This is a genomic window from Granulosicoccus sp. 3-233, from assembly GCF_052681095.1.
This window is the reverse complement of the sequence record NZ_JBQYLE010000001.1, coordinates 743,435-764,418: the sequence shown is the minus strand read 5'-3', so window position 1 is coordinate 764,418 and position 20,984 is coordinate 743,435. Positions and strand designations below refer to the sequence as shown.

The window sequence follows — 20,984 nt, the reverse complement described above, 5'->3', positions numbered from 1 at the left end:
CTGACAGGAGGATTAGTCAATGGCCATTGCCATCTGTCGTCAGTAGGCGCCCTGGCTCTTTAGCAAGGAAAAGGGCGTTCTGAGCAGAATGACAAAGTCATGCCACAGACTCCAGTTTCGCGCGTACCACACATCCAGAGAGACACGCTCTGTGTACTCCGTGTCACTTCTTCCACTGGACTGCCAAAGCCCAGTGATCCCCGGCAACATCGACAAGTAGTAAGGAAGATGCTCTCCGTACTTTTCACACTCGTTCATCACGATGGGGCGTGGCCCTACCAGGCTCATTTCTCCACGGATCACGTTCCACAATTGCGGCAGCTCGTCCAGGCTGGTTCGCCTGATGAAATGCCCAACAGGGGTTACCCGCGGATCATCCTTCAACTTGTGATTGAGCTCCCACTCCAGTCGCCTTTCAGGATTGAGGCTCAGATAGCGTTCCAGCTCCTTGTCAGCATCCAGCACCATCGAACGAAATTTCAGGCAATGAAACGCAACGCCATGCCTGCCGATTCGCTTGTGACCGTACAGCGCTTTGCCCCCGTCTCTGCGTATGAGCAGGAAAAGACCGATGAGAAGCGGAGATAATACAATTAGCAGCATCGAGGAGACACCGAGATCGAAGGCCCGTTTGCACACTCTGGAACTCTGCCGGTTGATATTGTTCTGCAGCTTGACGATAACCGAATCATGTCGATAAACGCTGACGATCTCCGCCCCATAAAGCGGTAATCCATGAATGGGAGGCGACACAGTCGCGTAGGAACTGGCTACGATATACCGGTTGATCTCATGCCGATAGTCATGCATCTGCTCGCTGGAATCCAGCGCAAACACCACGCAGGTCTTTTCCCTGCCTTCGCAATCACCAGCTGCGTTCGGCAGAACTCTGTTTACCGGTAGGTCGCAAATAACAGAATTTTCGGGGATATTGTTCTCCAGATCGACAAACCCCACAACTTCATGTCCCATCCAGCTATCACTGGCCAGAGCCTTTGCCGTTCTCACCGCGTTGGAACCTGTACCAACAATACAGGTCGGTTTCAGCCACCAGCCCTTCCTTCTCAGATACTGGCGACTCAGGTATCTACCTGCCGGTATGGCAACGATCAGAATCAGCAAGGAGCAGATGACCCACAGCCTTGAGAACTGCAATTTCACAGCAAACATGTAGCCTACTGAAATGGCTGCCAGATAGAAAACGGCCTTCAGAATCTCGAACATCTCTGTCCAGAACGGCCTGAATCGCGTGTAATGGCCCCAACTCCAGGCAAGAGAACATACGACCATCATTCCCACGCCAACCATGAATACAAAACTCACTAGCGAATCGAAGTGAGACGGTGATTGTGGCAGGTCGTAGGCATGGCGAACAAGAGCTGCCAACCAGTACGCTCCCGCTACCGAAACGATTATCCCCGCAATATCGAATCCGAAGAGTGTGTGCATTCTTCGGGAGCGCAGATACTCGGAGCGTTTTCTGGAGGAACCGTCCTGACCAAGAGTTCTGGACAACTCCGACAGCGGCGTCCATATGCTGCTTTGTGGAATCCTGTCACTTTCCATGACAGGTCTCCGTTTGTCGACAGACACTTCCACATCCATTTCAATACCTCTCGTTCCCACACTTCATGAGCTCGAACATACGCAAGAGGTTTCCGAACTAACACTGCCATTTCAGCATCGCGCTGCTGCAAGAATTGCAGCACGGTCATTCATCGAACTGTCGCGAACATCCTTGCAATATCTCTGGCCTTCAATCAATACAGCAACTTATGATGGGCAAGACACCTGCTTCTGAGAACAGGCACACACAATACAAGGCGGGTATATCTGACCTATCGGCTAGTCATCGCCTGATTTGTTGCCCTATGAGAAATATGACTAAATCCTTGTCCCGAATAACGCTTAAACAAAAGTCTAGTGCCTCAGAAACCCCTATGGTTCTCGATGCAAGTCAGCAATCAGACGCCCCTCTCAGGCCTCCTCGGATCATCCATGGATGGAAATTCAAAGTGAAGATGGGTATTCAAACCGTCACATATCAGTAGGTCGATAGTGAAAATTGAAATCATGCTGGTGCATTCCTCAGTCGCACTGTGATAGTTTTCTACGCACGCTGATTGGCGAATCCATAACGATGAAGATGTCCTTGTCCGAGAGTACCGTGTTGGCTGCCAGCTGGTTGGCTGGTGCCAAGCTGATCTCTCGATCCGTTGATATTCTCACTTTGCTGATACTTGCCAGGTTCCTTCTTCCGGCTGACTTCGGCATTGTCGCCATGGCAATGTCTGCAGTACTGATTGCAGAAGCTGTAGCTGAACTTCCGCTGCTGCAGGCGCTGACGCGTGTTCCGCGCCTTACAAGGCGGCTACTCGATACCGCTTTCACACTGGCCTTCATCAGGGGCAGTGTTCTGGCTCTCGTCCTTTTCCTGATATCCTGGCCTCTTGCGGCATTCTATGAGGAACCCAGAGTTCAACCACTGGTGGTGTTTCTGGCTCTGGCTCCCGTACTCAGAGGCTTGGTCAGCCCGAAACTCGCCGTCTATATCAGAAAGCTCGATTTCCGGCCTGAGTCCGCGATCCTGCTCATCAGCCGGGTTTCCACGCTGCTGGTGTCGGCACTCGTCGTCATCATCACGGAAAGCTATTGGGCCATCGCGGCGGGCACTCTCATCAGTCCTCTGGTGATGATCACCTGCTCCTATGCGGTGGCGCCCTATCGACCTCGCTTCAGTCTCAGCGGCTGGAGCGCGTTTGCCGATATCATCGGCTGGAACAGTCTGTCCCAGATATTCTCTGCCTCCAATTGGCAAATGGGTCGGGTCTTGCTGGGAAAGATCGCAGACAAGACAACCCTGGGTAACTACACCATGGCTGCCAACATCGTATCCATCCCGCAACGAGCTCTGATCATGCCGCTGACACGTCCACTCATGTCGGCATTTTCCAAAACGCGGGACCCGATAAAGTTGCGCAGTGGCTATCTGAAAACCATGAGTTCGGTTTGGCTGGTTGCCAGCCCGATCTTCATCACGCTGGCACTGCTATCGCAACCTCTGGTGATCATGGCCCTGGGAGAGAGCTGGGCTGGCATTTCTCATCTACTGGCCTTTGAGGCCATTGCAGCCCTCCTTGCGGTACCCTTTTCCATATTGGCTCCTTTGGCCATGAGCCTGAACCGCACACGACTCGTGGCCATGCGCACCGGCATCGAACTGGCAATCGGACTACCGGTAACCATTGTGGCCATCGTGCAGTATGGCGTAGCCGGCCTGGTGATCTCGCGGGTGGGAATATCCTTGCTGATGCTGCTGGTACACCTCTTTCTCATCAGACAGCTGATCGCACTATCCATAGCAAAACAGAGCCATCAGTTGTTCAGGGCACTGCTTGCATCAGTTCCGCTGATCATTTCGCTGTTGCTGTTCCGGCCATGGATTGATGCTCTGACCATCGGTGCACCACTAGTGTTAGGTACCGGCCTGGCCGCCACGGTGTCATTCGTCGTGTATCTGAGCATCGTATTTGGTTGCTGGCACCTGTCTGGTAGACCGGACGGCCTGGAGCAGCAGTTTCTCAACCTCTACAAGCGATTGATCATCAGGCGTGTTTTTCACTAGGTTCGTGGGCTGAATAGAGAATCCGAAACAGTCAGTACGTGAAGCGCAAGAAAAGGACGGCGAATACTTTTCACTTTTGCAGTGAATAGCGATAGACCACCACACATTTGCATGCCAGTTGAACAGGCCTTGTTGATCGGCCGTCATGACATACGGAGTTGTATCAATGTCCATTTTCAATAGCACACGCTATGAACGCTACAAGAGAATCGCAAAGACCTGGATGCCGGTGAACGACGCCATGTTGTCCATGGCATCGGACAGGATGGGCACCGCTCACCAGAAATTCGTGGAGGACTTTGTATTCATTCATATCAACAAATGCGGAGGCACGAGCATGGAACGCGCATTGGGTATTCCCCTGCTCAATCATGACACCGCGTTGGACCGCAAGAGAAAACTGGGAGATCGGCGCTGGCATGCGAGGTACAAGTTCGCACTGGTGCGTCACCCCTATGACCGATTGATCTCGCTGTATTTCTACAGCCACCGACGTCAGAACCTGACGGCCGAGGAGATGAAAACAAACTTTCCTCACTGGCTGGATGACATCGCAAAGGTCAATCAGTCCGGCAAAGCCATCAAGAACGTCGCACCTCAATGGTCCTGGGTGTCCGACAACTCGGGAAAGTTTTTGCTTGATGATCTGTTCAAACTGGAAGAAATCGATGATCGGCTTCCAGAATTGAACGCTCATCTGGGCAAGCGCCTACAGCTCAAGCGACTGAAAAAAGGTACGACAAAAGCGGTAAAGCCGGATCTTCTCGACGAGCAGTCCAGGAATATCATCCACGAGATTTACAAGGTGGATTTTGATCGACTGAGTTATCACCGCTGAGCCGACAACAACAGGCTTGTTTTCCCGCTCTATCTTCAGGTTCAATAACATCGCTTAACATGACCGAACCAACCACCGATTGATTCCTGTGGCATTGTGTAATACCAAGTGCATTATTTCAGGTGTATGCCGCGATAAGCGACGCCAGCGCACCATTGAAGTGCAACCCTTGAAACTTTTGAATCGAGCGGGTCAGACGACCGCCCCGCTTGATGTATCTATCGGGGAGATTGAATCATGTCATGGAATTCACACACCGGGCAAAAGGGGGGTATGGCCTCCCTGATCCTCGCCGGTACACTATTGAGTGGGTATACCTGCCAGGCGATAAGCGCGCAAGATCCAACGAATTCACTGAAATGGCAAAACGCACCGGTTTTCAATGACGCAATGCTGCTCACCAACCGGGAACAAGCCAACCGGTTTCTTCGACGAGCAAGCTTCGGTGCCACGCTCGAGGAAATCGATGCTCTCGTCGGTCATAGCGCTTCTGCCTGGCTAGCGCATGAAATGGGAAAAGAAAGCAGAGGCATTCTGCCGGACGCCATCGAGCAGGTGAATTCAGGTAAACGTTACGACCTCCGGTACGAGAACGCAGCGGTGTGGGACCAATACATCACAGCGGATGACCAATTACGACAGCGCATGCATTTCGCGCTCTCTCAGATACTGGTCGTATCAAACTACAAGAAAGCCATGAAACCGCTGGAACTGGCTTACTACTCGGACTTGCTGAGCAAGCATGCACTGGGTAATTACAAGGATCTCATCCACGACATCACCTTCTCACCTGCCATGGCCAAGTACCTGACCTATCTGCAGAACAAGAAGGGAGACCCTCGAACGGGCCGCATGCCGGACGAGAACTATGCAAGGGAGCTACTGCAACTGTTCACCCTGGGCTTGCACGAATTGAACATGGACGGGTCAGTCGTTACGGATGCCGATGACAAACCGGTTCCGATCTATTCAAATGAAGACATCGTGGGCTTGGCACGTGTATTCACCGGATTTTCGCTGGCGGGTGACCGATTCGAGCGCTCAAGACGAGAGGACGCGTACAACACGCCATTGCAGTTGTATCCAGAGCAGCATTCCACTCTGGAGAAGTCCTTCCTCGGACTGACGATACCGGAGAATACAGGTGCTCAGGAGAGCGTGGACATGGCGCTGGATCATATTCTATCGCACCCCAACCTGGCACCGTTCGTGGCAAAGCAGCTGATTCAGCGATTTACTCAGAGCGACCCCGAACCGGCGTATATCGAGCGAGTTGCCCGTGCCTTCGACTCCGGGAGCTATACGAGTCAAGACAATATCCTGTTTGGTTCGGGCGAACGGGGCGACCTGCAGGCGACCATTGCGGCCATTCTGCTCGACAAACAGTTTTTCGACGATATCGAGCCTGCCGTCAGCGAAGGCAAGGTACGCGAGCCCGTGCTTCGCTTCGTGCATTTCGCACGCGCCTTTTCTCTCAGCCCCATCAAAACCATTACCGAAGCCAAGTTGAAGAACAATCCGGAATCTACGACCCGATTGAGCCAGGGTCCGTTCAGGGCACCCTCCGTATTCAACTTCTATCGACCGGGTTTCCTTGCACCCGGCTCGTTGACCGCTCGCGAGGGCATTGCGGCTCCAGAGTTTCAGATTGTGAATGAAAGCTACGTGGTGGGTTACGCCAATACCATGCTTGACTTCGTCTGGGACCGAACCACCCACGCCAGTCAGCCTGCCAGTTTCACTCCGGACTACAGCGCCTTGACGGAGGTAGCTGACGAACCCGATGCCGTTGCAGAACACCTGAATGAGCTTCTGTTTGCCGGAGAGATGACAGAATCGACGCGGGCGACGATTCTTGATGCCTTGACAGCGACTCGTATCACCGCACGAAATGCGGATACCGACAGACTCACACGGGCAAGACTGGCGGTGTTCATTGCCGTCACCGCTCCCGAATTCGCCATTGAGAAATAGGTGCCGCCATGACCTGTCAACAACGAAGAACTTTTCTGAAAACCTCTGCAGCCGTGGGCTTCGGTGCAGGTACCTCGGCGTTGAACATGTTGGGAAGCAGCAATGCCATTGCCGACAGTTCATCAGACTACAAGGCCCTGGTGTGTGTGTTCCTCAAAGGCGGGCTTGATCACAACGACACCATTCTGCCGTATGACAGCCACTCCTTCGACGCGCTGGCGAAGACACGATCAGAGTTGTTGAGAGCGTATCGGGTAGGCTCGGGCAATTCCACACGGGATCTGGCCAGGATGCTGCCTCTCCTGGCCAGCAACATCGGCGAGTTCGGTGGCAGGCAATTTGCACTGCCCGCCAATATGGCGGCACTGCACCCCTTGTTCGAGGACGGTGAATTGGCAGTGCTGGGCAATGTCGGCCCGTTGATCAGCCCCAGCTCACGAGACGCGATAGAACGCTTTCAGGTCGAGATCCCCGAAAACCTGTTTTCCCATAATGACCAGCAATCCACCTGGATGTCGATGGGGCCTGAGGGTACACGCCAGGGTTGGGGCGGGCTGATGCTGGACAGAATCACGATGCAGTACCGGAATCAGAACTCATCATTCGCGGCCGTTTCTACTTCCGGGAACGATGTACTGCTTGCCGGCAACGTGGTGCAACAGTTTTCCGTACCACTGGGAAACAACACCACTCCGACCATTCTGAACTTGCCGAATTTTCTGAAAACCGCGAAGAACAGTACAGTCATGAACATCATGAGATCGCATCTGATGTCAGAAGGGAGCCATGATGCAAATCTGTATATTCAGGACATGGCACGCTATAACCACCGCGCCATTTCCCATCTGGAAACCTACGAGGATGCCATGCACTCAGGCATCACACCCAACACGGCATTCCCCAGGACTTCCCTGGGTGAGCAACTCTCGTCTGTGGCCGCCACCATCGCGATACGTCAGGCTCTTGGGGTGAGTCGGCAGATCTTCTATGTCTCGCTCTCAGGATTCGACACGCACAACGAGCAAACCGCCACCTTGCCGACACTGCAGACCGAGATTTCCGAAGCCATAGCATCGTTTCGGTCCTCGATGAACGAGTTGGGCGTATGGGATAACGTCACCCTGTTCACCGCGGGTGACTTCGGGCGCACCGTGACCGACAATGGCAACGGCAGCGACCACGGCTGGGGTGGACATCATTTCATTGCCGGTGGCTCGGTCAACGGTGGCAAGCTCTATGGCGATCTACCTGAATACGACCTGGGAGCTCAGATGTACACCCGATCGCGCGGACGCCTCATACCTACAACGTCGGTTGAACAGTATGCCGCCACATTGGGACGCTGGCTGGGCCTGTCCGAAGCCGATCTGAAATCGGTTTTTCCGAACCTTGATAACTTTTCCGTGCCATTTCTGGACTTTGTGTGATTGGAGGCGTGCAGTAGGGGAAGCTGACTCAGGCCAGCGTTCTCAGAAAAATGACTCGTTTTATGGAGAGATAGAGACCAATCAACGCAAAGAATACCCCACCGATGGAAAAGGCTACGAGTGGTTCGACATCAACCAGATGAAGCAGTACATTCGCAATCAGCGTCGCCAGAAACATGGTAAGCGCCATGTTCTTGCCGAACTGCCTACGGAACTTGCTTGAGGGCGTGTTGGAGGATCTGAAAAAGGGATTCACCTGTTCTGCGCAGAACACAAACGTGAGATACGGCATGAACAGTATGGTGGCAGAATAGACCAGCTCCATATTGATTGCATTCAACAGATCCAACATCTTGATCAGAACTCCGGTACCACCGAAACCAGATACACCGCGGCCTCTCTGAGCTTGAAGTCATCTGATTTCTGCCAAACAGATGTACTCAACTAAACCGACCAACTTCACAAGCTATGCTTGCAAACGTCATTCTAGCAGTAGTCCAATGTCAATGAGAACAAAGGTGCACCCGAATCCGGACACCTTTTCAGGATAATTCTGTGAAAAAAAATTTGCACCATTTTCGAGCATTTCCATGAGATGCACGTTACGATGTTGCGAAGAAAGGGTGTAAATATATTGGCACCATCACTGATGAAGCCAGACCACCTCTCTATTACCCACTTGATATCAAGACTCTGACGTAACAGTCTCAAACAAGACCTGCCTCCCCCAGCAATGCTAAAGAAGAAAAAGTTCTGGATGTTCGACATGGATGGCACTCTTACCTGCGCCATGCATGATTTCGACATCATGCGTAGCGAGCTTGAGCTGCCTGCCGGCGTCCCGATCCTTGAAGCTTTGGCCGCTCTGACTCCGGATACTGCCCGTGAAAAACGCGCGGCGTTGGATGCCATGGAGCTCAGAATGGCTGCAGACGCACGACCTCAGCCTGGTAGCCATCGCCTGCTAACTCAACTCCGCTCGCAGGGTGCAAGCCTGGGCATCGTCACGCGCAATGGTAAGGAAATAGCCCAAGTGACGTTGAAGGCTTGTGGTCTGGATGATTTCTTCGACGAAAGCACCATCGTCAGCAGAGACTGCTGCACGGCGAAACCAGACCCTGCTGGTTTGAATCTGTTGTTGTCACGCTGGGAGGCAAACGCTGACGAAGCAGTGATGGTGGGAGATTATCTGTTTGATCTGCAGGCCGGGCATTCTGCCGGAGTGTCTACCGTGCATATGGATGTGGACGGTGTTCATCCGTGGCCGGAGTTGACCAGTTTGTCGGTAAGCTCGTTGTTGGAGTTGTCGAGGCAGATCATGTGATCAGTAGTTGGCCCCATTGCGTGGTCAGCGATCTGAGCTTCTATCCCGTTCATCAATCAGATCAAGTTATCGATTCAACAAATTTCACACGCTTTTTGTGCAGATACAGGCCTGAAACAAGAAAGATAAATCCGCCGATTGCGAAAGCCGGAATCGGAGATATATCCAGGAAAAACACAAGGGCATTGGCGCAGGCCATAGCAAGAAACATGACCAGAGCCATTTTCTTGCCGTAGTACCAGCGAATACGCTGAGGCAAACCCGCTGGCTTTACAAAAGGAAACAGCCTTTCACCGAAAAATACAAAGGCTGCATAAGGCAGTACTACCATCGTTGCCAGGTAAATCATTTCGCTGCTCACGATCTAACCTCCATGACCACAGTAACCGCAGTGGTTCCAGTCTCTCAGATTTCACATTCCCTTGCTGAACAAAAAAGTTGACGAGATTGGCTTAATTCGATGATCCATTTGTTTGGCAAGTGACTCTGGACAACAAGGACACATCATCCGACTCCAGAAAAATGATGGAAAATCAGGGCACGCCTGTCACGATCTCACAGTCCACACCGGCAAAGTCCGACCCTCCAACACCACCACTACATTCATCCGGCTCTCCGGGTCCGCCATACATCTGATCGTTTTGCTGATCACCCATCAATACATCTGCCCCGGAGTTACCACCCATGATGTCATTTGCCAGACCTCCCGACAGAAAATCATCGCCCGAACCACCCGACATATTATCTATTCCGCCTCCCCCGAAGAGCATGTCATTACCGCCATTGCCCTTGAGAATGTCGAATCCATCCCCTCCCAACAGCGTGTCCTCTCCGTTATCACCATTCAGACGGTCACTGCCTTCGGAGCCCATCAGTACATCATCGCCGGCACTGCCGAAGATCACATCATTCCCGTTCTCTCCATCGATATTGTCGTCACCGCCATTGCCTACCAGCCGATCGTTGCCACTACCACCGCGAATCGTGTCGTCATCAGCACCACCTGTTACAAAATCAGCACCCGGACCGGCATCTATCCAGTCACTGCCATTCGCTCCAAATATGTCATCGTCCCCCTCCATGCCACAAACCGTATCGTTGCCGGCCAGCGCTCTGATTACATCGTTACCGGATGTACCGAGAATCACGTCATCACCAGCTGTAGGAACATCTCCCGCCCCGATATCGACAGTCACTGACTGACCGTTGCACGTTTCCACCGAGCTGGCGCTTTGGCGGAAACCGGCGACACTGGCCTTTGTCATGGTCAACGTAGTCGCATTGTCTGCGGCATCTGTTGCACCAATGGGGACTCCCAATGTTTCACCGTTATAGCTCTGAGAGGGGTTGGACCAGCGATTGATCCCCACGCAATTGTAATTGCAACCATCTGGATAGGCCATGATGGTATGCCAGCTCTCCGATGGTGCAGTGAAGCCGTGCGAGTATTCGAATACGCCACCAGAATTGTTGATGAACCTATCATGCTGGGCCCCGAAATTATGGCCCAGTTCATGTGCAAAAACTGTGGTTTGAATGCAGTACTCAGCCAGTATCGAAAAGCCGTATTCCGGTAACAGGTTCTGCCTGCTGCCCGAATAGCCCCAACCTGCTCTACCGCAGAAAAAGTCCCCGTCACCAATGACAAGCATTACCAGATCTGCCCTGTGCTGGTCCCTGTAGCCATGAACTTCATCCATGAAACCATCTGAGGTAGCCTGCAGCCGGTCAAAGTCCACTTGGGTGTTGTTCGTTTCCTGGTAGGTTATCAATTGTGAATGCACCAGGTCGATCTCAAGGTCGATGCCGCTATCCGCCAGCCCGATATTCACCTCGTCAACCGCGAGCGATAGAGCCTGCTCCAGCAAATTTGCACCACCAGCCCTGCTTGCCGCACCAGCAGTATAGACCACCATCAAATCAACCAGATCTCCATTGTCCTGAGTAGTCCGGCTGCTTTTATTGCTTTCCGAAGAGCGGGGAGCATGCTGCTGCTCCAACTCAATCACCAGAGGTGGGCGCTCACGAAACCCTGATGTTACCGTGACAATTTTCATCTGGTAGACGCCATCCTGTTTCTTCATCACCGACATCGCACCTTGCGAGGTTCTGACGATGAGACTGACATGGTCCCTGTAAACGGCCAGCAGAAAAGAACTCAGGGGGTCATCAGCCACCTGCCCAGACAGCTTGATCTTTGACTCTTCGGTTCTGTCAACCGCCGTTGAACGCAACCGCATTTGAGCTTGTCGTCGATCACCCAGAGCGGGTATCAGCAAATCCGGGAACACTTTGCTTGCATCGGCGGAAAGTTGCAACACGGTGTTCAGACTGGTCTGGTCAATATCCAGATCCTTGATAATCACGGATCCATCGATCAGCCCCGACCCTGCATCGTCACTTGTAGCAGGTATGCCAGCCGAAGTGAAAAGCACCAATTCATTTTCTGCCGCAAGCAGGTTCGACAGAGCCGAGAAAAATATGACAACAGCAGCGACTGCCCGAACCATTCTATTCATGGGGTATATGTAACATTAGAGAGCTAACTGGAGACGATGAAACACAAGCACTAAGCAGCTGACGGGTACGCTCGTGAAACAACAAAATTTCTTGTATCGTAAACCGACGACGAAAAAAGACATTCCTGGCGCATGGTGCATGCCCCATGAACAGACACAAAATCAGCAATAGGCCGCGATATATTCCTATGTTGACCGTTCCAACTCGCGATCGAACATGGATTTGGCTCGACTGTACTCACGCCAAGGCCGGAAAGATAACAGCGAATCATGAAAATGACTCAACGCCCCCCTCTTCAAAATACGCCGGATACTCCCCCGCAATCTCGTGAATGGAATCCAGTATCCCCCGCAGATGCATTCGCATGGTTTCCATCGCCTCCACCGAGCGGCCATTGGCGATGGCCTCCACCACCAGAGCATGTTGGTGAATCAGGCGCTCGACATGATAGTGATTGAATGACAGAAATCGTACCCGGTCCATCTGCGTCTTCACCCCTTCGATGACGCGCCAGGCGTAGGGCTTGCCGGCACCTTCAGCCAGAGTGCGATGAAACTCGTCATCGAGCTTCATGAACTGTTGCGGGGCGGATTGCAGCACACCACGCTGGGCCGCCAGCTGCTGCTCCAGTTCGCGCACCACGGCAGCATCGGCTTCCTGAGCCAACAAGGTGACAATATCGGCCTCGATAGCCTCTCGGACAAATCTTGCATCCTTCACGGCAGTCACCGATATGCGTTTGACGTAGGTACCGCGCTGTGGTCGCACGTCCAGCAGATCATCTGTCTGCAGACGTAGAAAGGCTTCTCGTATTGGCTGGCGGCTGATCTCCAGCTCCCTGGCCAGATCGATATCCGACAGTCGTTCTCCCGGTGGTAACTCGGCGCAGACGATAGCCTGCTTCAGTATCCGGTACACCTGCGCGCTTAGCGGCAACCCTGGTTCGATCGCATCCCGTCCTGATGACTCTGTCATGCTACTGCCACTTGAGCTCGTCACTAATATATTAGTATACTGCCTGAATCATCTTCATGCTGATAGCCCTCAGTCGCAAGGCGACATCCAAAGGTTATCCAGGACAAACACCACTCGAGGACAACACCACATGAAACACACCTGGCGCTGGTTCGGCCCCAACGATCTGGTCAGTATCGACGACATCTGCCAGGCGGGTGCTACCGGCATCGTCTCGGCTCTGCATCACATCGACAATGGTGAAATCTGGAGTCGAGAGGAAATCGCCAAGCGGCAGCAATCCATTGCCACGCGCAAGGATGGCACCCCATCCGGCCTCGACTGGGATGTCGTGGAAAGCGTTCCCGTGTCCGAAGACATCAAGAAGCAGGATGGTCAGTGGCGCACACATATCGACAACTACAAGTTCACGCTGGACAACCTCGCCGCCGCTGGTATCCAGACTGTCTGCTACAACTTCATGCCGATTCTGGACTGGACCCGCACCGATCTTCGCTGGCAACGACCACACGGTGGCACCTGCATGCGCTTCGATCTGACGGATTTCGCACTGTTCGACATCCACCTGCTTGAACGTGAAGGGGCGGCTGCGGATTTCCCGGAAGCCGTTCAGGAAGAAGCGGCCAGACGGTATCGAGGCATGACCGACGAGCAACAGTTGCATCTGCAATCCTCCATCGTCTGCGGACTGCCCGGTGCCAACCAGGAGCTGACCATCGAAGACGTCAAGGCCTTGCTGGCACAATACGATGCCATCGACGCTGATCGTCTGCGACGCCACCATCACGAGTTTCTGGAAATGGTCGCCCCCCATGCTGAAGAGCTGGGCATGCGTCTGTGCTGCCACCCGGACGATCCACCGTATTCCCTGCTGGGTCTGCCGCGTGTGGTGTCTACCGAAGCGGACTACCAGGCCATGCTGGATGCCGTGGATGTGCATGCCAACGGGGTGACTCTGTGCAGCGGATCCCTGGGTGCACGTGCCGACAATGACCTGCCCGGCATGATGCGCAGGCTTGGCTCAAGAGTGCATTTCCTGCACCTGCGCAATGTCACCCGCGATACCGACGACCTGCCCTGCTCCTTCTTCGAGGACGAGCACCTAGCCGGCAGCACCGACATGGTGGCACTGATTGCTGCTGCCCTTGATGAAGAGCAGCGACGCCGCGATGCTGGCCAGAGCGACTGGCAGATTCCGATGCGCCCCGATCACGGTCAGGACATTCTGGACGATCTGGGCCGTCGAACCCAGCCCGGCTACCCTTCCATCGGCCGGCTCAAGGGTCTGGCAGAGCTGCGAGGGGTCGAGCTTGCATTGAGTCATGTACAGGTGCAGCGCAAGACTGCATGAATTCGAGATGGTTCGAAAAAGGTGGTTCGTTAACGGAAAGATCCGCCATCGCAGAGCCTGTCGAATGTACCGGCAGCACCGATCCTCGCCGTTGATTGACAGGGGCCCATGCGGCGTTGCCGACATGGGCCCTGACGAACTTCAATCAACAAAATACCTCATGCCGGTGCCGGCCAGACGAAATCAGGCCGCAGACCCTCATGAATCGGCAGGCCATCATCAGGTCGAGGCTCACCCGTGGAGGGGTCATAAAATGCATGATAGGTCGCTGCCAGATGGTTGGCCGAGTACCCCATCAGATTGGGCACGATGGCTCGAATGCGGTTCTGCTTGTCATCGAGCATGATGGGCGTGCCACAGGTTCCACAGGTACACAGTTCCAGTGGCCCATCAGGATTGCTGGCGTTGAAGGGCTGCCGTTTCAGATTTTCAGGGTGATCGACCACGACGTCATCGTGATTGAAAAACACCACGTGGGTACTGTCCTGCCCGGTAACGCTCTTGCACACGGAACAATGGCAGGTGTGGTTGTCGATGGGATCATTATCGGAATGGCTGTGAATGTGGTCGCAGCCACCGGAAAATTTATGGCTCATGATGTCCTCCAGTACGACGTACAGGGGTTCCAGTGTATTCCTGTGAGGCAGCCTTGTAGTATGGGTATCTCGTACCACAGAAGTAGACACACGACCAACCGTCACTTCCACGCCTCGAAGGAAGCTCAAGGCCTCAAAAGCTGACTGATTCAATGGCTCGTTGTTTCGGTAAAGCCTTGACCCATCACCCCATCACCCCATCACCCCATCAACCCATCACCCCACCAACTCATTACCCCACCAACTCATTACCCCATCAACTCGTCAACTCAGCGTCAATGCGTCAACGCATAAATCAGATAATTGATGCCGACGCGATAGGCATAGGATGTCATAGCCACCGGGTAGGCGGCATCGTCGGCGTGCTCCCAGGCATCACCGGTATCCATATTGAAATTGATGGCCACCATCAGGCGTCCATCCTCGTCGTGGATGCCACGCCAGCGCGGTGGGCCGAACGGCATCTGCACTTGAATGCCGTCCGCCGTGGAATACAGGTGTCGGCGCCCCGGTATCTGAGTACGTTGACTGAGCGAATAATGAATGTTCAGCAACACATCGCTCTCGAGGTCGACGATCGCAAGTCCCGGCAAGGCCTCCTGCATGGCATCCCTGAACACTTGCCAGTCATCGGGCCCGTGGAAATCATCCACGACCAGAAAGCCTCCCCGCCTCAGGTACTCACCCAGACGGGCAGTTTCCGTGTCCGACAGGCGCCAGCGACCGGGTTGCTGGGCAAACAGCCAGGGGTGTTCGAACACGGCATCATCCAGCAGAGACACATGAACACTGTCCGGTGCCACGTCCATCGCCGTGTAGCGAGCCACACCGGCAAGAAAATGGTGTTCCGCCTCCGGCCAGTCGATCCGCCACCAGGCACGCCCCGGCCCCCACCCTGAACGCGGGGCATGCTCATAGACCAGTCGCGCCATATGCACTTCGTGGGTAGGCAAGCCGGGGCGATTGTCAGGGAACAAGGTTGCTTCTGCGGCAAGCGCACGTCCACTCAGCACCGCGAGCACCCCCATCAACACCCAGGGCCGCAAGACGTTCAACGCTGAATCCGCGCATCCAGTATCCGCACCAGCATGCGCTCCGATTGCGGTCGGGTCAGGCGACGACCGGTATCCACTACACGACTCTGACCCGCAGGGATGGCTTGCCGCACCATCATCACCTGTTGCGGGGTGCCTTCCCCGGCACTGATGCCCAGTTGCACCCCGGCGATGTTGCGGGACGTCTGGTTGATCAACTCGACGGCAAAGGTGCCACGACTCGTCAAGCCCTGGCGCACCAGCAAACGCGTCTGCTGCGTGACCGGTGGATCCAGTTTCATCAGAGCCGCACGGGCCTTGTCGGCATCCGCACCCTGCGCCTGTGCGGCCATCGCGTAATAGCGTTTGGCCACATCTTCCTTGCCGGCCCGTTCGGCGTACTGGCCCAGACTCAGCTGCGCTGCCGAGGTGGGCAGCAACTTCACACTGTTGGCATAGTCGGCCTGGGCCGCCCGTGCATTGTTCTGCAATTCGTTGATGCGGCCTCGCTGCAGGTAGTAGTAGTAGAACTCGTCATTGAGCGAGATGGCCTTGTCGAATGATCGCTTGGCGCTGGACAGGTTTTTCTGTGACAGCGCAATATCACCGGCCAGCGAATGAAAATGGGCTTCACGTGGTTCGATCCGGATGGCCGCGCGCAGCAGTTTCGTGGCACTGGCCGTATCCTTCTTCTGGAACGCCAGCTGTGCCTTGTCGAAGGCCTCATAGGCTTTGCGCGAACGCATCAATGGCGCTATCGCGGCCTGGTACTCACGTTCCCCCAAGTCGCCCCCTTGACCCAGTGTGCGCGCTGTTGCCATGTTCTGCTGCACTCGCTTCTCCGAGGGAGGATGACTGGCAAACAACCGGGAAAACGCATCGGTCGGCCGTCCTTCCGAGAGCTTGACGAAGGTGCGCTGCAGTTCGACTGCACCCTGCGGGTCGTAACCAGCCCTGTCCATGTAGGTCATGCCGTAGCGATCGGCCTCCAGTTCCGCGCCCTGCCCATACTGGCTGTTGATGAGTTGAGCACCGACACTGGACAGTACCTGCGCCTGCTGACCGTAGCCTTCCCGCCCGCCCAGAACCGTGGCGGTCAACACGCCCAGTTGCAGTCCGATGCCACGCGTCTGACCCCGGGCCCCATGCTTGGCGGCAGCATGCACGATCTCGTGACCCAATACCGCAGCCAGCTCCGATTCGTTCTGCAGTTGCACCAGCAGACCGCGGTTGATGCTGATCTTGCCGCCGGGCAAGGCCCAGGCATTGGCCGAGGAGTCGTTGATGACATGAAATTCATAGGGCAGCTTGCGATCACTCTGAGCCGCAAGACGCTGCCCGACCGATTGCACATAGGCTTCAACCCCCGGATCGACCACATAATCCCCACCCTGAGCCTGGCGCAGCGGCAGATACTGTTGCGCACCGACCTGCAATTCCCAATCCTCGGAAACCAGCAGGAAATCCTTCTTGCCGGTCACCGGATTCTGCACGCAGGCGCTGAGCAGCAGGACGCTGACCAGAGACATCATGCCCGGCCGTCGCAGGCGACGCGCAGCGGCAAGGCCAGCGGTCACGGGTTCAAGCAATTTCGCCATCGAGTGAATCATTTCACCAGTGCTCCCATGTTGTACGCAATTCGAACGTCTGGCATTGGCCACCTTCGCACAGTGACGGTAACCGAGGTGGTCCGACAGACCTGGCGAACCCTCAGTGCTGATGACCACCGGCACCGTGCGCATGACCGTGGGCACGCTCCTCGGCGGTGGCCTCTCGTACCGAGACGATTTCCACATCGAAAGTCAGATCGACACCGGCCAGCGGATGGTTCATGTCCAGATCGATATTGAATTTCCCCACCTTGGTGATGGTGGCAGGCGTAGGACCCTGTTCACCCCGTAATGTAATAATCTGCCCGACACGGAACGTCTGCTGCTTGCCACCGTCTACCTTCTTCCTGGACAGGCGCTGTTTGCGCTCGGGGTAGCGTCTACCGTAGGCCTTTTCATGCGGAATGGTGAGCGAGAAGTCATCACCGGCCACCTTGCCCATGAAGGCTTCCTGTAGCGGCAGCAGCACACCGCGTTCACCGTAGAGACACAACACGGGATTGCCGGCTTTCGAGGACTCCAGCTTTTGCGCCTTGCCATCGTACAAATCGTAATGAAAAGCCACTACCGTTCCCGGACCGGCCGTCGCTGTGGCCTGCGCAGGGGCTTGATCGTCGGACATGCTTGTTTCTCCGTTATTGTCTCAGGTCTGCCGACCTGCTCGGCTTGGGTTCGAGGGCCACTCCCGGGTGGGCGTTGCAGACGGTTTGCCTCATGATAACCACTACGCAAGGACAGCGGGAGACAACGCAGCGTTCTGCGCACTGGCGCAATGTGTCGATATTGCTGGGCCTGGTACTGCTGCTTTCGGCCTGCACCAACAGCCGACTCATCATCAGCCCGCTCTACAACCGACTGGATGACCGCATTCGTTCGGAATTCCACAAGCTGGGGGATTTCAACGAGGAGCAGACAGCCGCCTTTGAACAGGCACTGGGCACCTTTCATGTCTGGCATCGACAGTCCGAGCTGCCACGCTATGCCGCGCTGCTGGCGCAGATTGCAGATTCCATTGCCCGGCCGGGCGTCACTACCGCCAACGATGTGAAGTCCTGGATGCAGCGTGCGGAAGCCTTCTCGCTGGAGGCGCGGCAATGCTATCCCGCCAACTTCCTCGCCGGTACCGTGCGAACCTTGAGCGACGAGCAGCTCATCCGTATCGAACGCCGCTTCAAGAACGAGCGAAGCAAGAATCGCGAACGCTATGCGTCCCGTACCCCGGAGGAACGGGTGGAATTTCGCCTGGAGCGACTGGACAAATGGCTCGGTCGTATCCAGTTGAATCTGAACACTTCACAACGCCAGCTGCTGCGCGAGAGTCTCAGCCGGCAGACCAGTCTGCGCAAGCAGTATTACACGCTGTCCGATCGCTGGAACCGGCGACTGTTCAACCTGGCCCGGCAGCAGGATCGGCCCGACTACGAGCCCGTACTGCAGGATCACATGGCAACGCTGTGGTCACTGCTGGAATCTCATTACCCGAAGCAATGGCAGGCCAATCGGGACCTGTGGCAAACCACGGTACTGGAACTGGTCAATAGTCTGAGTGAAGGCCAGCGACGTCAGGCCAGTCAATGGCTGGCCACCATGGGCCGTACCCTGCTGGCAGTGTCTAAGGTCAAGCCCTCCTTTCAGGTGGGCACCGATCCAGGCGTAGGCTGCCTGGTAGCACAGTCGGGTGTGGGAGCGGGACAGTAGCGGCTTCCGCTACATCATCCACGCCGACCCTGCCCTTCGCTCTGTTCCAGCCGCAAGTGCCCGGCCAGCAAGGCAGTCAGCAGAGCCAGTGCCGCCAGTAACAGGAAGGCCGCTCGGAGCCCGATCAGCTCAGCCAGAAAACCGATGACCGGAGGTCCGAGCAGCATGCCGCCATAGGCCAGCGTTGCAACACCGGCAATGGCGGGTCCCGGTGGAGTGTCAGGATCGTTGGCAGCACGGGAGAAGACCAGCGGCATCACGATCGCGTAGCCGGCACCCATCAGGGCAAAACCGCACAGGGACCACAACGGTGTGGCAGCAATGACAGCCAGTGCAACACCGCTCATGGCGCAGACGGCGCTGACTCTCACGGTTACCACCGGACCCAGCAGGGAAACAACCCTGTCACCCAGCAAGCGCAGTACAACCATCATCGTGCTGAAGCAGGCGTAGCCCAGCGCTGCCGTATCCAGAGGACTACCCGCCACACTCACCAGATAGATGGCACTCCAGTCTGCCATGGCCCCTTCCCCCAGAGAAATGCCGAAGGCCACCATGCCCACGAAGAACAGGGTCCCTCTGGGCACGGACAGGAATACCGAGGAGCTCGCCACCGCCGCCACCGGCTTTCTGTTCGTGCCGGGAATATTCGACAACAGCAGTGCAAGAGTCAGCAATACCAGGGACAGCAGCAGAAAATGGGCAGAAACATCCAGCCCGAATCGCACTGCGGCAAAGCCACTGGCAGCCCCAAGCCCTGCCCCCAGACTGAACATGGCATGAAAGCCCGACATCACCGACGCACCGATCTCTCGTTCGACCTCGGCCGCCCAGGCATTCATGGCCACATCCATGGACCCGTGTGCAGCACCGAACAGGATGATGGCAAGAACCAACAACGGCAACGCAGGCGCTGCGGCTATTCCGACCAGAGAGAGGGCATACAACACCGCAATGGTCCGCGTCACGAAAGCAGCACCGTAACGCTCGCACAGACCACCTGCCAACGGAAATGACAGGATGGCACCGAATGCCAGTGCCAGCAGCACGAACCCCAGGGTCCCTGCATCCAGGGAAAAGCGCTCGGCCACGGTAGGGATGCGCGATGCCCAAGCGCCGAACAGTGCGCCATTGAGCAGGAACATGGCCGTGACCGCCTGCCAGGGACGCCGCATCAGCACCGGACTGCTCAGGGAAATGCTGCTGTCAGACATGGATGAGTTCCAGTGAATCGAGTGGAAAGCCGGACAGCCTGTCCGCACTGACATCGCTGACCAACAGATCAAGCGCCGCCAAGGGCACCACACAGTAGCGGCTGCGTTGTCCGAATTTATCCGCCGAGGCGATGACCATGGTGCGTAGCGATGCCTGGATCATTGTCCGCTTGACCCCGGCCTCCTCATGATCATCGGCCCCCAGGCCCTGTTCGGCACTGACGCTGCAAGCCCCGATGATGGCCATGTCCGCTGTGCACAGCGCAATCTCGCGCTCTGCCTGTGCACCGGTCGCCATACCGCCGGACTCGCTGAGCCGACCACCAATGAGAATGACCTCTCTGGCACTTCCCATGGCTGCAACGGCAACCGCCGGAGAAGGCGTGATGATGGTGAGCTCCAGTGCTGCCGCCAGCTCTCGGGTAAAAGCCACCGCTGTGGTGCCGCCATCCACCAGAAGCGCACTACGAGGCTGCATGCAAAGCGCCGCCCGTGAAGCCAGCGCCTGCATGGCATCGCTCGTCTCTCGACTGCGGACATGAAATGGCCTTGTCGGACGAGCCACCGGCAAGGCCCCGCCTCGAACGCGTCGCAGCAAGCCATCGTTCTCCAGCGCCAACAGATCGCGCCGGATGGTATCCCCGGACACCCCGAAGCTGTCCACCAGTTCGGTCGCCACCAACTGCCCGGTGCGTTCAAGACGTTCGAGCAGCGCCTCGCGGCGCGTATCGGGGTTGTTCAGATCAAGAGTTTGAGACACAAGAAACGGAGGTAGCAAATGCAGATATTTGCATAATC

18 protein-coding genes are annotated in these 20,984 nt (G+C 55.6%); 7 read left to right on the top strand and 11 right to left on the bottom strand.

All coding sequences use genetic code 11. The features are described from left to right. Positions 1-39 precede the first annotated feature (39 nt). Positions 40-1,566, bottom strand: coding sequence for an undecaprenyl-phosphate galactose phosphotransferase WbaP (gene wbaP / locus ACUNV4_RS03320; protein ID WP_430877072.1), 1,527 nt, complete (start codon positions 1,564-1,566; stop codon positions 40-42). Between the two features lie 574 nt (positions 1,567-2,140). Here wbaP and ACUNV4_RS03315 point away from each other — a divergent pair. From ACUNV4_RS03315 to ACUNV4_RS03300, 4 genes are all read left to right on the top strand, one after another. Continuing rightward, on the top strand, positions 2,141-3,625 hold the full coding sequence (locus ACUNV4_RS03315; RefSeq protein WP_430877071.1) for an oligosaccharide flippase family protein: 1,485 nt from the start codon (positions 2,141-2,143) through the stop codon (positions 3,623-3,625). Between the two features lie 166 nt (positions 3,626-3,791). After that, positions 3,792-4,463: a sulfotransferase family 2 domain-containing protein gene (locus tag ACUNV4_RS03310; RefSeq protein ID WP_430877070.1), complete on the top strand. Its 672-nt coding sequence runs from the start codon at positions 3,792-3,794 to the stop codon at positions 4,461-4,463. Between the two features lie 237 nt (positions 4,464-4,700). Next, a complete protein-coding gene (locus ACUNV4_RS03305) occupies positions 4,701-6,437 on the top strand; it encodes a DUF1800 domain-containing protein (protein WP_430877069.1) in 1,737 nt (578 codons plus the stop codon). An 8-nt stretch (positions 6,438-6,445) separates the two neighbouring features. Continuing rightward, positions 6,446-7,864 (top strand): DUF1501 domain-containing protein, encoded by a 1,419-nt coding sequence (locus tag ACUNV4_RS03300; RefSeq protein WP_430877068.1) that lies wholly within the window; start codon positions 6,446-6,448, stop codon positions 7,862-7,864. Positions 7,865-7,892: 28 nt separating this feature from the next. Here ACUNV4_RS03300 and ACUNV4_RS03295 read toward each other — a convergent pair whose 3' ends face one another. Then, positions 7,893-8,216: a hypothetical protein gene (locus ACUNV4_RS03295; protein ID WP_430877067.1), complete on the bottom strand. Its 324-nt coding sequence runs from the start codon at positions 8,214-8,216 to the stop codon at positions 7,893-7,895. A gap of 405 nt (positions 8,217-8,621) precedes the next feature. On the opposite strand from ACUNV4_RS03295, the gene ACUNV4_RS03290 reads away from it, so the two are divergent. Continuing rightward, positions 8,622-9,188, top strand: a complete 567-nt coding sequence (locus ACUNV4_RS03290) for an HAD family hydrolase (protein WP_430877066.1) — start codon at positions 8,622-8,624, stop codon at positions 9,186-9,188. Between the two features lie 61 nt (positions 9,189-9,249). Here ACUNV4_RS03290 and ACUNV4_RS03285 read toward each other — a convergent pair whose 3' ends face one another. The 3 genes from ACUNV4_RS03285 to ACUNV4_RS03275 form a co-directional block, all read right to left on the bottom strand. Then, the gene (locus ACUNV4_RS03285) at positions 9,250-9,549 is read right to left on the bottom strand and encodes a hypothetical protein (RefSeq protein WP_430877065.1); all 300 of its coding nucleotides are present in this window, start codon (positions 9,547-9,549) and stop codon (positions 9,250-9,252) included. A 172-nt stretch (positions 9,550-9,721) separates the two neighbouring features. Beyond that, the gene (locus ACUNV4_RS03280) at positions 9,722-11,272 is read right to left on the bottom strand and encodes a M12 family metallo-peptidase (protein WP_430877064.1); all 1,551 of its coding nucleotides are present in this window, start codon (positions 11,270-11,272) and stop codon (positions 9,722-9,724) included. A 703-nt stretch (positions 11,273-11,975) separates the two neighbouring features. Next, a complete protein-coding gene (locus tag ACUNV4_RS03275; protein WP_430877063.1) occupies positions 11,976-12,683 on the bottom strand; it encodes a GntR family transcriptional regulator in 708 nt (235 codons plus the stop codon). Positions 12,684-12,813: 130 nt separating this feature from the next. Here ACUNV4_RS03275 and uxuA point away from each other — a divergent pair, with 130 nt between their 5' ends. Beyond that, entirely contained in the window at positions 12,814-14,034 is a 1,221-nt protein-coding gene (uxuA, locus tag ACUNV4_RS03270) for a mannonate dehydratase (protein WP_430877062.1), read from the top strand. 158 nt (positions 14,035-14,192) lie between these two features. Here the strand turns inward: uxuA and ACUNV4_RS03265 are convergent, their stop codons facing one another. The 4 genes from ACUNV4_RS03265 to ACUNV4_RS03250 form a co-directional block, all read right to left on the bottom strand. Beyond that, complete coding sequence (locus tag ACUNV4_RS03265) at positions 14,193-14,630, bottom strand: GFA family protein (RefSeq protein WP_430877061.1); 438 nt, start codon at positions 14,628-14,630, stop codon at positions 14,193-14,195. Positions 14,631-14,905: 275 nt separating this feature from the next. Then, positions 14,906-15,685, bottom strand: a complete 780-nt coding sequence (locus tag ACUNV4_RS03260) for a DUF4159 domain-containing protein (protein WP_430877060.1) — start codon at positions 15,683-15,685, stop codon at positions 14,906-14,908. Further along, positions 15,682-17,262 carry a M48 family metalloprotease gene (locus tag ACUNV4_RS03255; protein WP_430877059.1) on the bottom strand — a complete coding sequence of 527 codons (1,581 nt, stop codon included), beginning with the start codon at positions 17,260-17,262 and terminating at the stop codon, positions 15,682-15,684. The genes ACUNV4_RS03260 and ACUNV4_RS03255 overlap by 4 nt, the downstream gene beginning before the upstream one ends. A 112-nt stretch (positions 17,263-17,374) precedes the next feature. Continuing rightward, on the bottom strand, positions 17,375-17,896 hold the full coding sequence (locus tag ACUNV4_RS03250; protein ID WP_430877058.1) for an FKBP-type peptidyl-prolyl cis-trans isomerase: 522 nt from the start codon (positions 17,894-17,896) through the stop codon (positions 17,375-17,377). Positions 17,897-17,988: 92 nt separating this feature from the next. Between ACUNV4_RS03250 and ACUNV4_RS03245 the strand changes: the two genes are divergently transcribed. Continuing rightward, positions 17,989-18,972, top strand: coding sequence for a DUF6279 family lipoprotein (locus ACUNV4_RS03245; RefSeq protein WP_430877057.1), 984 nt, complete (start codon positions 17,989-17,991; stop codon positions 18,970-18,972). Between the two features lie 14 nt (positions 18,973-18,986). Here ACUNV4_RS03245 and ACUNV4_RS03240 read toward each other — a convergent pair whose 3' ends face one another. Both ACUNV4_RS03240 and ACUNV4_RS03235 read right to left on the bottom strand, forming a co-directional pair. Next, the gene (locus ACUNV4_RS03240) at positions 18,987-20,186 is read right to left on the bottom strand and encodes an MFS transporter (protein ID WP_430877056.1); all 1,200 of its coding nucleotides are present in this window, start codon (positions 20,184-20,186) and stop codon (positions 18,987-18,989) included. Next, entirely contained in the window at positions 20,179-20,946 is a 768-nt protein-coding gene (locus ACUNV4_RS03235) for a DeoR/GlpR family DNA-binding transcription regulator (protein ID WP_430877055.1), read from the bottom strand. The genes ACUNV4_RS03240 and ACUNV4_RS03235 overlap by 8 nt, the downstream gene beginning before the upstream one ends. Between the last annotated feature and the right edge of the window lie 38 nt (positions 20,947-20,984).